This window comes from Streptosporangium sp. NPDC001559 (assembly GCF_042893955.1).
Taxonomy (GTDB): Bacteria; Actinomycetota; Actinomycetes; order Streptosporangiales; family Streptosporangiaceae; genus Streptosporangium.
In genome coordinates this window covers 895,284-907,870 of sequence record NZ_JBIAVG010000001.1, presented here as the reverse complement: position 1 = coordinate 907,870, position 12,587 = coordinate 895,284, and the positions used below count along the sequence as shown (strand labels likewise).

10 protein-coding genes and 1 pseudogene are annotated in these 12,587 nt (G+C 65.8%); all 11 read left to right on the top strand.

Annotated elements, in window-relative coordinates:
• A pseudogene (locus ACFYY8_RS04080) lies at positions 1 to 702 on the top strand (DNA-directed RNA polymerase subunit beta); the annotation flags it as partial.
• 26 nt (positions 703 to 728) lie between these two features.
• Entirely contained in the window at positions 729 to 4,616 is a 3,888-nt protein-coding gene (locus ACFYY8_RS04075) for a DNA-directed RNA polymerase subunit beta' (protein WP_390036899.1), read from the top strand.
• 523 nt (positions 4,617 to 5,139) lie between these two features.
• The gene (rpsL, locus tag ACFYY8_RS04070; protein ID WP_012887826.1) at positions 5,140 to 5,511 is read left to right on the top strand and encodes a 30S ribosomal protein S12; all 372 of its coding nucleotides are present in this window, start codon (positions 5,140 to 5,142) and stop codon (positions 5,509 to 5,511) included.
• A 2-nt stretch (positions 5,512 to 5,513) separates the two neighbouring features.
• Positions 5,514 to 5,984: a 30S ribosomal protein S7 gene (gene rpsG / locus ACFYY8_RS04065; RefSeq protein WP_179819699.1), complete on the top strand. Its 471-nt coding sequence runs from the start codon at positions 5,514 to 5,516 to the stop codon at positions 5,982 to 5,984.
• 87 nt (positions 5,985 to 6,071) lie between these two features.
• The gene (gene fusA, locus ACFYY8_RS04060) at positions 6,072 to 8,120 is read left to right on the top strand and encodes an elongation factor G (protein ID WP_390036940.1); all 2,049 of its coding nucleotides are present in this window, start codon (positions 6,072 to 6,074) and stop codon (positions 8,118 to 8,120) included.
• A gap of 157 nt (positions 8,121 to 8,277) precedes the next feature.
• Positions 8,278 to 9,471: an elongation factor Tu gene (gene tuf / locus ACFYY8_RS04055; protein WP_390036897.1), complete on the top strand. Its 1,194-nt coding sequence runs from the start codon at positions 8,278 to 8,280 to the stop codon at positions 9,469 to 9,471.
• Between the two features lie 256 nt (positions 9,472 to 9,727).
• A complete protein-coding gene (rpsJ, locus tag ACFYY8_RS04050) occupies positions 9,728 to 10,036 on the top strand; it encodes a 30S ribosomal protein S10 (RefSeq protein ID WP_012887830.1) in 309 nt (102 codons plus the stop codon).
• Between the two features lie 14 nt (positions 10,037 to 10,050).
• Entirely contained in the window at positions 10,051 to 10,704 is a 654-nt protein-coding gene (rplC, locus tag ACFYY8_RS04045) for a 50S ribosomal protein L3 (RefSeq protein WP_352004428.1), read from the top strand.
• Positions 10,701 to 11,348, top strand: coding sequence for a 50S ribosomal protein L4 (gene rplD, locus ACFYY8_RS04040; protein WP_390036895.1), 648 nt, complete (start codon positions 10,701 to 10,703; stop codon positions 11,346 to 11,348). The genes rplC and rplD overlap by 4 nt, the downstream gene beginning before the upstream one ends.
• The gene (gene rplW, locus ACFYY8_RS04035; RefSeq protein WP_352015608.1) at positions 11,348 to 11,650 is read left to right on the top strand and encodes a 50S ribosomal protein L23; all 303 of its coding nucleotides are present in this window, start codon (positions 11,348 to 11,350) and stop codon (positions 11,648 to 11,650) included. The genes rplD and rplW overlap by 1 nt, the downstream gene beginning before the upstream one ends.
• 92 nt (positions 11,651 to 11,742) lie before the next feature.
• Positions 11,743 to 12,579: a 50S ribosomal protein L2 gene (gene rplB / locus ACFYY8_RS04030; RefSeq protein ID WP_352015607.1), complete on the top strand. Its 837-nt coding sequence runs from the start codon at positions 11,743 to 11,745 to the stop codon at positions 12,577 to 12,579.
• Positions 12,580 to 12,587 lie beyond the last annotated feature (8 nt).

The window sequence follows — 12,587 nt, the reverse complement described above, 5'->3', positions numbered from 1 at the left end:
GGCTGGGACATCTCCGGTGTGCAGGAGGCCTGGGCCGAGCGGTTGCGCGACAAGGGCTTCGCCGAGGTCGAGCCCCGCACCAACATGGCCACCCCGGTCTTCGACGGCGCCCACGAGGAAGAGATCGTCGGCCTGCTCGACAACACCCTGGTCAACAGGGACGGCGGCCGTATGGTCGGCGCCAACGGCAAGGCCCGCCTGTTCGACGGGCGTTCGGGCGAGCCGTTCCCGCACCCGATCTCAGTGGGTTACATCTACATCCTGAAGCTGCTGCACCTGGTCGACGACAAGATCCACGCTCGGTCGACGGGCCCGTACTCGATGATCACGCAGCAGCCGCTGGGTGGTAAGGCGCAGTTCGGTGGTCAGCGGTTCGGTGAGATGGAGGTGTGGGCGCTGGAGGCCTACGGTGCCGCCTACGCCCTCCAGGAGCTGCTGACGATCAAGTCGGACGACGTGCTGGGCCGGGTGAAGGTCTACGAGGCGATCGTCAAGGGCGAGAACATCCCCGAGCCGGGCATCCCGGAGTCCTTCAAGGTCCTCATCAAGGAAATGCAGTCGCTGTGCCTGAACGTCGAGGTGCTCTCCAGCGACGGCATGTCCATCGAGATGCGCGACACCGACGAGGACGTCTTCCGCGCCGCCGAAGAGCTCGGCATCGACCTGTCCCGGCGCGAGCCGAGCAGCGTCGAAGAGGTCTGATCAGAAGCTGAGGAGGGGAACAACAAATGCTGGACGTCAACTTCTTCGACGAGCTTCGGATCGGCCTCGCGACGGCTGACGACATCCGCCAGTGGTCGCACGGTGAGGTCAAGAAGCCCGAGACCATCAACTACCGGACCCTCAAGCCCGAGAAGGACGGACTCTTCTGCGAGAAGATCTTCGGTCCGACCCGGGACTGGGAGTGCTACTGCGGCAAGTACAAGCGCGTCCGCTTCAAGGGCATCATCTGTGAGCGGTGTGGCGTCGAGGTCACCCGTGCCAAGGTGCGTCGTGAGCGGATGGGCCACATCGAGCTGGCCGCGCCCGTCACGCACATCTGGTACTTCAAGGGTGTCCCGTCCCGTCTGGGATACCTGCTCGACCTGGCCCCGAAGGACCTGGAGAAGGTCATCTACTTCGCGGCCTACATGATCACGCATGTCGACAAGGAGATGCGCGACCGCGACCTGCCGTCGCTGGAGGCGAAGATCTCGGTCGAGCGCCAGCACGTCGAGCAGCGTCGTGACGCCGATGTCGAGGCCAGGCAGAAGAAGCTCGAAGGCGACCTGACCGAGCTTGAGGCCGCGGGCGCCAAGGGCGACCAGCGCCGCAAGGTCCGCGAGGGCGCCGAGCGTGAGATGCGTCAGCTTCGCGACCGGGCCCAGCGCGAGCTGGACCGTCTCGACGAGGTCTGGAGCCGCTTCAAGAACCTCAAGGTCCAGGACCTTGAGGGCGACGAGCTGCTCTACCGCGAGATGCGCGACCGGTTCGGCCGCTACTTCCGCGGTGGCATGGGCGCCCAGGCCATCCAGGAGCGCCTGACCAACTTCGACCTCGAACTTGAGGCCGAGAACCTCCGCGAGACGATCCGCAGCGGCAAGGGCCAGAAGAAGGCCCGCGCGCTCAAGCGTCTCAAGGTCGTCTCCGCGTTCCTGAACACCCGCAACTCGCCCAACGGCATGGTGCTGGACTGCATCCCGGTCATCCCGCCGGACCTGCGCCCCATGGTGCAGCTCGACGGTGGCCGGTTCGCGACCTCGGACCTGAACGACCTGTACCGTCGTGTGATCAACCGGAACAACCGCCTCAAGCGTCTTCTCGACCTCGGTGCCCCCGAGATCATCGTGAACAACGAGAAGCGGATGCTCCAGGAGGCCGTCGACGCGCTGTTCGACAACGGCCGTCGCGGCCGTCCGGTCACCGGTCCCGGTAACCGCCCGCTGAAGTCCCTCAGCGACATGCTGAAGGGCAAGCAGGGTCGTTTCCGTCAGAACCTGCTGGGCAAGCGTGTCGACTACTCCGGCCGTTCGGTCATCGTCGTCGGCCCGCAGCTGAAGCTGCACCAGTGCGGTCTGCCCAAGCAGATGGCGCTGGAGCTGTTCAAGCCGTTCGTGATGAAGCGTCTGGTCGACCTGAACCACGCGCAGAACATCAAGTCGGCCAAGCGGATGGTCGAGCGTGCGCGCCCGGTCGTGTGGGACGTCCTCGAAGAGGTCATCACCGAGCACCCCGTGCTGCTCAACCGCGCGCCGACGCTGCACCGCCTGGGCATCCAGGCCTTCGAGCCGCAGCTGGTCGAGGGCAAGGCCATCCAGATCCACCCGCTCGTCTGCACCGCGTTCAACGCGGACTTCGACGGTGACCAGATGGCCGTGCACCTGCCGCTGTCCGCGGAGGCGCAGGCCGAGGCCCGCATCCTGATGCTGTCCACCAACAACATCCTGAAGCCGGCCGACGGCAAGCCGGTGACCATGCCCACCCAGGACATGATCATCGGTCTGTACTCCCTGACCACCCTCAAGGACGACGACGAGGACGCTCCGGGACAGGGCCGGGTCTTCGGTTCGGTCTCCGAGGCGCTCATGGCCTTCGACCGGCGCGAGCTGGACATCCAGGCCAAGATCCAGATCCGGATGAAGGGTGACGTCCCGCCGCCTCGCGGTTGGGCCGCCCCCGAGGGCTGGGAGCCGAACGAGCCGTACCGGCTGGAGACCACGCTGGGTCGCTGCCTGTTCAACCAGACGCTGCCCGCGAACTACCCCTACGTCAACTCGCAGGTCGGCAAGAAGCAGCTGTCCGCGATCGTCAACGAGCTGGCGGAGAAGTACCCGAAGGTCGAGGTCGCCGCGGCGCTCGACGCGCTCAAGGACGCGGGCTTCTACTGGGCGACCAGGGCCGGTGTGACGATCTCCATCGAGGACGTCATCGCGCCGCCGAACAAGTCCACGATCATGGAGACGTACGAGCGCAGGGCCGACAAGGTCCAGCGTGAGTACGAGCGCGGTCTCATCACCGACGAGGAGCGCCGTCAGGAGCTCATCGAGATCTGGACGCACGCGACCAGTGACGTGACCGACGACATGCAGAAGGCGTTCCCGAAGACCAACCCGGTCTGGATGATGGTCCAGTCGGGCGCCCGAGGAAACCTGATGCAGGTTCGTCAGATCTCCGGCATCCGTGGTCTGGTGTCCAACACCAAGGGTGAGACGATCCCGCGTCCGATCAAGGCCTCCTTCCGTGAGGGCCTGTCGGTGCTGGAGTACTTCATCTCCACCCACGGACAGCGAAAGGGTCTGGCCGACACCGCGCTGCGGACCGCCGACTCGGGTTACCTGACCCGTCGTCTGGTGGACGTCGCGCAGGACGTCATCGTTCGCGAGATCGACTGCGGTACCGACCGCGCGGTCCCGCTGAACGTCGGCGAGCGCGACGCCCAGGGCAACCTGGTCAAGGCTGAGAACGCCGAGAGCAACGTGCACGGCCGCATCCTGGCCGAGGACGTCGAGGTGGACGGCAAGATCATCGCGAACGCGGGCGTCGACATCGGCGACGTCCAGGTCAGCGCGCTGGTCGAGGCCGGTATCGAGACCGTCAGGACCCGCAGCGCTCTCGTCTGCGAGGCCAAGATCGGTGTCTGCGCCACCTGCTACGGCCGTTCACTGGCCACCGGCAAGCTCGTGGACGTCGGCGAGGCGGTCGGCATCATCGCCGCCCAGTCGATCGGTGAGCCCGGTACCCAGCTGACGATGCGTACCTTCCACACCGGTGGTGTGGCCGGTGCGGACATCACCCACGGTCTGCCCCGTGTCCAGGAGCTCTTCGAGGCGCGCGTCCCCAAGGGTGTCGCCCCGATCAGCGAGGCCGAGGGCCGGGTCCGCATCGACGAGACCGACAAGACCCGGAAGATCGTGATCGTCCCGGACGACGGTTCGGACGAGATCGCCTACCCGGTGTCGATGCGCTCGCGCATGCTGGTCTCCGAGGGGCAGCGTGCCAAGGTCGGCCAGCAGCTGATCGCCGGTGCCGTCAACCCCAACGAGGTGCTGCGCATCCTCGGCCCCCGGGCCGTGCAGCTGCACCTGGTGGCCGAGGTCCAGCAGGTGTACCGCTCGCAGGGTGTGTCGATTCACGACAAGCACATCGAGATCATCGTTCGTCAGATGCTCAAGCGGGTGAACGTGCTGGAGTCCGGCGACGCGGACATGCTCCCCGGTGAGCTGGTCGAGCGGCCGCGCTTCGAGCGGATCAACCGTGAGTGCGTCGCCGAGGGCGGCACCCCGGCCTCCGGCCGTCCGGTGCTGATGGGTATCACCAAGGCGTCGCTGGCCACCGAGTCCTGGCTGTCGGCGGCGTCCTTCCAGGAGACGACACGAGTGCTCACCGACGCGGCGATCCACGCCAAGTCGGACTCGCTGCTCGGCCTCAAGGAGAACGTCATCATCGGAAAGCTCATCCCGGCCGGTACCGGCATGCCGCAGTACCGCAACATCCGGGTCGAGCCGACAGAGGAGGCCAAGGCCGCGATGTACACCGTCGGCGGTTACGACGGCTCCGCGGCCGACTACACCTTCGGCTCCGGCTCGGGTGAGGCCGTACCGCTGGAGGAGTACGACTTCGGTCAGTACAACCGCTAGCCGGTAGGCAACGGATCGACGACGACGCCCGGTTCCCGAGAAGGGGGACCGGGCGTCGTCGCGTCCGGATGCTTTTTGACCGGAACGTTGCCCGGAAAGCCACGAGCCCGTAACCGGAACGGCCGGAGTAGTCCTTGAAGGTGGGTAAACTGTGGCCTGGACCCGACAGCGGCCGGCTGGAAATCGGCCGCGGAGTCGCGACACGAACACCGGCGCTCGCAATGGTGGCCGGAGGACGCAACCGTTTTGACGTGTTGCGTTGGACTGGGTAGTCTTTCCGTTCGTGCCCGTGGCTTCATGGGCTCTCATGCGTGCGCGTCGACAGGTCTCCCGTCTGGGAGTTGACAGAGGCGCCGTATGGCTTCCTCCACCGGAGCGGCCCTCCTTGGGAAGTGGCGCGACAAGTGCGCGACACGCCCGAGCGCGTGGGTCGGAGTGGATGGAAAAACCGCAGGTCATGACACCGGCAGCGCCTGCAAAAGCAACAAAATTCGAATCACCGGCAAGCACGAACGGAGACGCGGTGCCTACGATTCAGCAGCTGGTCCGCAAGGGCCGCCAGGACAAGGTCACCAAGACCAAGACCCCGGCGCTCAAGGCCAGCCCTCAGCGACGCGGCACCTGCATGCGCGTTTACACCACGACCCCCAAGAAGCCGAACTCGGCGCTCCGCAAGGTCGCGCGTGTCCGGCTCACCAACGGCATCGAGGTCACGGCCTACATCCCGGGTGTGGGGCACAACCTTCAGGAGCACTCCATCGTGCTCGTGCGTGGCGGTCGTGTGAAGGACCTGCCGGGTGTTCGCTACAAGATCATCCGCGGTTCGCTGGACACCCAGGGTGTTCGTAACCGTAAGCAGGCCCGTAGCCGTTACGGCGCGAAGAAGGAGAAGTAAGAATGCCTCGCAAGGGTTCTCCTGGCCGTCGTCAGCTCATGGCTGACCCGGTCCACAACTCGCCCCTGGTCACCGCCCTCATCAACAAGGTGCTCCTGGACGGCAAGCGCTCCATCGCTCAGTCCATCGTGTACGGCGCCCTTGAGGGTGCCAGGGAGAAGACGGGCAACGACCCGGTCGTCACCCTGAAGCGGGCCCTGGACAACGTCAAGCCGACCCTTGAGGTCCGCAGCCGCCGCGTCGGTGGCGCGACCTACCAGGTTCCGGTCGAGGTGCGCGCCGCGCGCAGCACCACCCTGGCCCTGCGCTGGCTGGTGCAGTACTCCCGCGCCCGCCGCGAGAAGACCATGACCGAGCGCCTCATGAACGAGCTGCTCGACGCCAGCAACGGCCTCGGCGCCAGCGTCAAGAAGCGCGAGGACACCCACAAGATGGCCGAGTCCAACAAGGCCTTCGCCCACTACCGCTGGTAACAGCGGGTTCGACGAGACGACGAGGACGCGAGAGAAGTGGCCACCACGACCGCTCTTGACCTGGCCAAGGTCCGAAACATCGGCATCATGGCCCACATCGACGCGGGCAAGACCACGACGACCGAGCGCATCCTGTTCTACACCGGCATCAACTACAAGATCGGTGAGGTCCACGAGGGCGCAGCCACGATGGACTGGATGGAGCAGGAGCAGGAGCGTGGTATCACCATCACCTCCGCTGCTACGACCTGCGAGTGGCTCGGCCACACGATCAACATCATCGACACCCCGGGTCACGTGGACTTCACGATCGAGGTGGAGCGCTCGCTCCGCGTCCTCGACGGTGCCGTCGCCGTGTTCGACGGCGTGGCCGGTGTGGAGCCGCAGTCCGAGACGGTGTGGCGTCAGGCCGACCGTTACGGCGTGCCCCGCATCTGCTTCGTCAACAAGCTCGACCGTGTCGGCGCGGAGTTCCACCGCTGCGTCGACATGATGGTCAGCCGTCTGCACGCGACCCCCGCGGTCCTTCAGCTCCCCTGGGGCGTCGAGGCCGACTTCAAGGGCGTCATCGACCTGGTGAAGATGAAGGGCCTGCTCTGGAGCGCCGAGGCGGCCAAGGGCGAGATGTACGAGGTCGTGGACATCCCGGCCGAGCACGCCGAGGCTGCCCGCGAGTGGCGTGACAAGCTCGTCGAGACCGTCGCCGAGAACGACGACGAGCTGATGGAGCTCTTCCTTGAGGGCGTCGAGCCCAGCGAGGAGCAGCTGGTCGCGGCCATCCGCCGCGCGACGCTGTCCAGCGCCATCAACCCGGTTCTGACCGGCACCGCGTTCAAGAACAAGGGCATTCAGCCCCTGCTCGACGCGATCGTCGCCTACCTCCCCGCCCCGACCGACATCCCGGCCTTCAAGGGTCACGCGGTCGGTAACGAGGACGAGGTTGTCGAGCGTCACGCCGACGTGAACGAGCCGTTCTCCGCGCTGGCATTCAAGATCATGAGCGACCAGCACCTGGGCCGTCTCACCTACATCCGCATCTACTCGGGCACGCTCGAGACCGGCACCGCCGTGGTCAACTCGGTGAAGGGCCGCAAGGAGCGGATCGGCAAGATCTACCAGATGCACGCCAACAAGCGTGAGGAGCGCCCGTCGGCGCACGCCGGTCAGATCGTCGCCGTCATGGGTCTGAAGGACACCACCACCGGTGACACCCTGGCCGACCCGGCCAAGCCGGTCGTCCTGGAGTCGATGAACTTCCCGGCTCCGGTCATCAACGTCGCGATCGAGCCCAAGACCAAGGGCGACCAGGAGAAGCTGGGCACCGCGATCCAGCGTCTGGCCGAGGAGGACCCGTCCTTCCAGGTCCGTCGTGACGAGGAGACCGGGCAGACGGTCATCTGGGGTATGGGCGAGCTCCACCTGGAGATCCTCGTCGACCGGATGCGCCGTGAGTTCAAGGTCGAGGCCAACGTCGGTCGCCCGCAGGTGGCCTACCGCGAGACCATCCGCCGCAAGGTGGAGAAGGTCGACTACGTCCACAAGAAGCAGACCGGTGGATCGGGTCAGTTCGCGAAGGTCATCATCGACATCGAGCCGCTGGGCGAGGGCAACGACGGCTACGAGTTCGAGAACAAGGTCTCCGGTGGCCGTATCCCGAGGGAGTACATCCCCTCGGTCGACGCGGGCGCCCAGGAGGCCGCCGAGTTCGGTGTTCTCGCCGGCTACCCCATGGTCGGGGTCAAGGTCACCCTGCAGGACGGTGCCTACCACGAGGTTGACTCGTCCGAAATGGCCTTCAAGATCGCCGGCTCGATGGCCTTCAAGGAGGCCGCGCGCAGGGCGGACGCCGTAATCCTGGAGCCGATGATGGCCGTTGAGGTCACCACGCCCGAGGACTACATGGGTGACGTCATCGGTGACCTCAACGGTCGCCGCGGACAGATCCAGGCGATGGACGAGCGCGGTGGCAACCGTGTCGTCAGCGCGCTCGTGCCGCTCTCTGAGATGTTCGGCTACGTGGGTGACCTCCGTAGCAAGACGCAGGGACGCGCGAGCTACAGCATGCAGTTCGACTCCTATGCGGAAGTGCCTGCGCACATCGCCAAGGAGATCGTCGCGAAGGTACGGGGCGAGTAAGCCCGGTATCCGCCTCGGTGACGGGCGGCGAGATGATCGCCAACCGCCACCGAGGTGTACGGGCGAGGTTCTCATCGGCGGGTCCCCTCGGGGACGCGCCACCCGAACCCGAGTGAAAAGACGCAAGTCAAGTCAGAATCTCTAAGGAGACAGAGCAGTGGCCAAGGCCAAGTTCGAGCGGACCAAGCCGCACGTAAACATCGGCACCATTGGGCACATCGACCACGGCAAGACCACTCTGACCGCGGCGATCACCAAGGTGCTCCACGAGCGTTACCCGAACCTCAACGAGGCGACCCCGTTCGACAAGATCGACAAGGCGCCGGAGGAGAAGGCTCGTGGTATCACGATCTCCATCGCGCACGTCGAGTACCAGACCGAGCAGCGTCACTACGCCCACGTGGACTGCCCCGGTCACGCCGACTACGTGAAGAACATGATCACCGGTGCGGCTCAGATGGACGGCGCGATCCTCGTGGTCGCCGCCACCGACGGTCCGATGCCGCAGACGAAGGAGCACGTCCTCCTGGCCCGCCAGGTCGGCGTTCCCTACATCGTGGTCGCCCTGAACAAGGCCGACATGGTGGACGACGAGGAGATCCTGGAGCTCGTCGAGCTCGAGGTCCGTGAGCTTCTCTCGGCCCAGGAGTTCCCCGGCGACGACCTGCCGGTCGTCCGCGTCTCCGCGCTCAAGGCGCTGGAGGGCGACGAGAAGTGGGGCGACAGCATCATCGAGCTCATGACCGCGGTGGACGAGAACGTCCCGCAGCCGCAGCGTGAGACCGACAAGCCGTTCCTCATGCCGATCGAGGACGTCTTCTCGATCACCGGTCGTGGCACCGTCGTCACCGGTCGTATCGAGCGCGGTGTCGTCAAGGTCAACGAGACCGTCGACATCATCGGCATCAAGGACACCAAGACCACCACCACGGTCACCGGTGTCGAGATGTTCCGCAAGCTCCTCGACGAGGGCCAGGCCGGTGACAACGTCGGTCTGCTCCTGCGTGGCATCAAGCGCGAGGACGTTGAGCGCGGCCAGTGCATCATCAAGCCGGGCACCACGACCCCGCACACCGAGTTCGAGGCCCAGGTCTACATCCTGAGCAAGGACGAGGGCGGCCGCCACACGCCGTTCTTCAACAACTACCGTCCGCAGTTCTACTTCCGTACGACTGACGTGACCGGCGTTGTCAACCTGCCCGAGGGCACCGAGATGGTCATGCCTGGCGACAACACCGAGATGAGCGTCCAGCTCATCCAGCCCATCGCCATGGAGGACGGTCTCAAGTTCGCCATCCGCGAGGGTGGCCGCACCGTCGGTGCGGGTCGCGTTACCAAGATCATCAAGTAGTTCGATCGCGGAGTGGCGGTCGGCCCTCATCCCAGGGTCGGCCGCCGCGCCACGAGGGGGCTCGTGCCGTACGGCCCGCGCCTCACGCCCCACGAGAACCGTGATCTCGCAGTTGGTTCGGCCGCACCGTGACCGAACTAACCGCCAGATCACGGAAGAAAGCGCAGATCATCTGCGTCTGCTCCGTGGGACACATTTAGCGGCAACAGGCCGCACGCAACTTTTTCAGACGACAGCGAAGGACACCGAGGCCATTATGGCGGGACAGAAGATCCGCATTCGGCTCAAGGCCTATGACCACGAGGTCATCGACAGCTCGGCCAAGAAGATCGTCGAGACGGTCACGCGGACTGGCGCTAAGGTCGCGGGCCCGGTGCCGCTGCCGACCGAGAAGAACGTGTACTGCGTCATCCGCTCGCCGCACAAGTACAAGGACAGCCGCGAGCACTTTGAGATGCGTACGCACAAGCGGCTGATTGACATCATCGACCCGACGCCGAAGACGGTCGACTCGCTCATGCGACTCGACCTCCCCGCCGGCGTTGACATCTCGATCAAGCTCTGAGGGAACGCACTGACATGGCTAAGCAGATCAAGGGCGTCCTGGGCAAGAAGCTCGGCATGACCCAGGTCTTCGACGCGGACAACCGGATGGTCCCGGTGACCGTCGTTGAGGCCGGTCCGTGCGTCGTGACCCGTGTCCGCACGCCCGAGAAGGACGGCTACTCCGCCGTACAGCTCGGTTTCGGGCAGGTCGACCCGCGGAAGGTCAACAAGCCGCTCGGCGACTACCTGCGCAAGCACGACATCACCCCGCGCCGTTACTTCACGGAGATCCGTACTGACGACGCGAGTGACTACACCCTGGGCCAGGAGGTTCTGGCCGACACCTTCGAGGCGGGCCAGTTCGTCGACGTGACGGGCAAGAGCAAGGGTAAGGGCTACGCCGGTGTCATGAAGCGTCACGGCTTCAAGGGTCTGGGCGCCTCGCACGGTACCCAGCGCAAGCACCGTTCGCCGGGTTCCATCGGTGGCTGCGCCACCCCGGGCCGCGTTTTCAAGGGCGTGCGCATGGCCGGTCGGATGGGCAACGTCCGCACCACCATCCAGAGCCTCAAGGTCCACGCCGTGGACGCCGAGAAGGGCCTCATCCTGATCAAGGGTGCGATCCCCGGCGCCAACGGCAGCCTTGTTCTCCTCCGCACCGCTGCCAAGAAGGGGGCTGCCAAGTGAGCACCATTGACGTCCTCGACGCGAGCGGCGCGAAGTCCGGTACGGTCGACCTCCCCGGCGACGTCTTCGGCGCCAAGGTCAACGTTCCGCTGATCCACCAGGTCGTCGTGGCCCAGCTCGCCGCTCGTCGGCAGGGCACGCACAAGGCGAAGACCCGTGGTGAGGTCAGCGGTGGCGGCAAGAAGCCGTACCGCCAGAAGGGCACCGGCCGCGCCCGTCAGGGTTCGACCCGCGCCCCGCAGTTCACCGGCGGTGGCACCGTCCACGGTCCGGTTCCGAGGGACTACAGCCAGCGGACGCCCAAGAAGATGAAGGCCGCCGCCCTGCGTGGCGCCCTGTCCGACCGGGCCGTCGGCGGTCGTGTCCACGTGGTCAGCTCGCTGGTCACCGGGGAGACCCCCAAGACCAAGGTGGCGCTTGAGGCGCTGCGCAAGGTCACGCAGTCCCGCAGCGTCCTGGTCGTCGTCGACGAGGGCGACGAGCTCACCTGGCTGAGCCTGCGCAACGCCCCGGAGGTCCACCTGCTGGACGCCGGGCAGCTGAACACCTACGACGTGCTCTGCTACGACGACGTCGTCTTCACTCAGGAGGCGTACGACCAGGTCGTCGCGCGCCTGAGCCAGAGCGGGAAGGAAGACGCCTGATGGAGAAGATCGCCGACCCGCGTGACATCATCATCAAGCCGATCGTCTCCGAGAAGAGCTACGGCCTGATCGACGAGAACAACAAGTACACGTTCCTGGTGCGGAAGACCGCCAACAAGACGCAGGTGAAGATCGCCATTGAGCAGATCTTCGGTGTCAAGGTGGTCAGTGTGAACACCATCAACCGCCAGGGCAAGCGCAAGCGGACCAAGTTCGGTTACGGCCAGCGCCCCAGCACCAAGCGCGCGATCGTGAGCCTGGTCGAGGGTGACCGTATCGACATCTTCGGCCAGGTCGGCTGACCCGCTCGCTGAAGTAAGGAACAGGGAGAATGCCCCCCGTTTACAGCGGGGGGCATTCGACCGGATTAACCGACGAAGGATGAACGAAAAAGATGGGCATCCGTAAACTCAAGCCGACGACCCCGGGTCGCCGCGGCGCCAGTGTCTCGGACTTCGCCGAGATCACGCGCAGCACGCCCGAGAAGTCGCTGCTTGCCCCCTTGCACAGCAAGGGAGGGCGCAACGTCCACGGCCGGGTGACCGCTCGTCACCAGGGCGGTGGCCACAAGCGCGCCTACCGGATCATCGACTTCCGGCGCCACGACAAGGACGGGATCCCGGCCAAGGTCGCTCACATCGAGTACGACCCCAACCGCACCTCCCGCATCGCACTGCTGCACTACGCCGACGGGGAGAAGCGCTACATCCTCTGCCCGACCGGTCTGAAGCAGGGCGACAAGATCGAGAACGGCCCCACGGCCGACATCAAGCCAGGCAACTGCCTGCCGCTGCGCAACATCCCGACCGGTACCTTCATCCACGCGGTGGAGCTCCGTCCGGGCGGCGGCGCCAAGCTGGGCCGGTCCGCCGGTGCGCAGATCCAGCTCCTCGCCAAGGAGGGGCAGTACGCCACGCTGCGTATGCCCTCCGGCGAAATGCGCCAGGTCGACGTCCGCTGCCGGGCCTCCATCGGCCAGGTCGGCAACGCCGAGCAGGCGAACATCAACTGGGGTAAGGCCGGCCGCATGCGGTGGAAGGGCAAGCGCCCCACCGTCCGCGGTGTCGCGATGAACCCGGTCGACCACCCGCACGGTGGTGGTGAGGGTAAGACCTCTGGTGGTCGTCACCCCGTGAACCCGAAGGGCAAGCCCGAGGGTCGTACTCGTGCGGCGAACAAGGCCAGCGACCGGCTGATCATCCGTCGTCGGACCAAGCGGAAGAAGCGGTAGGAGCAGCC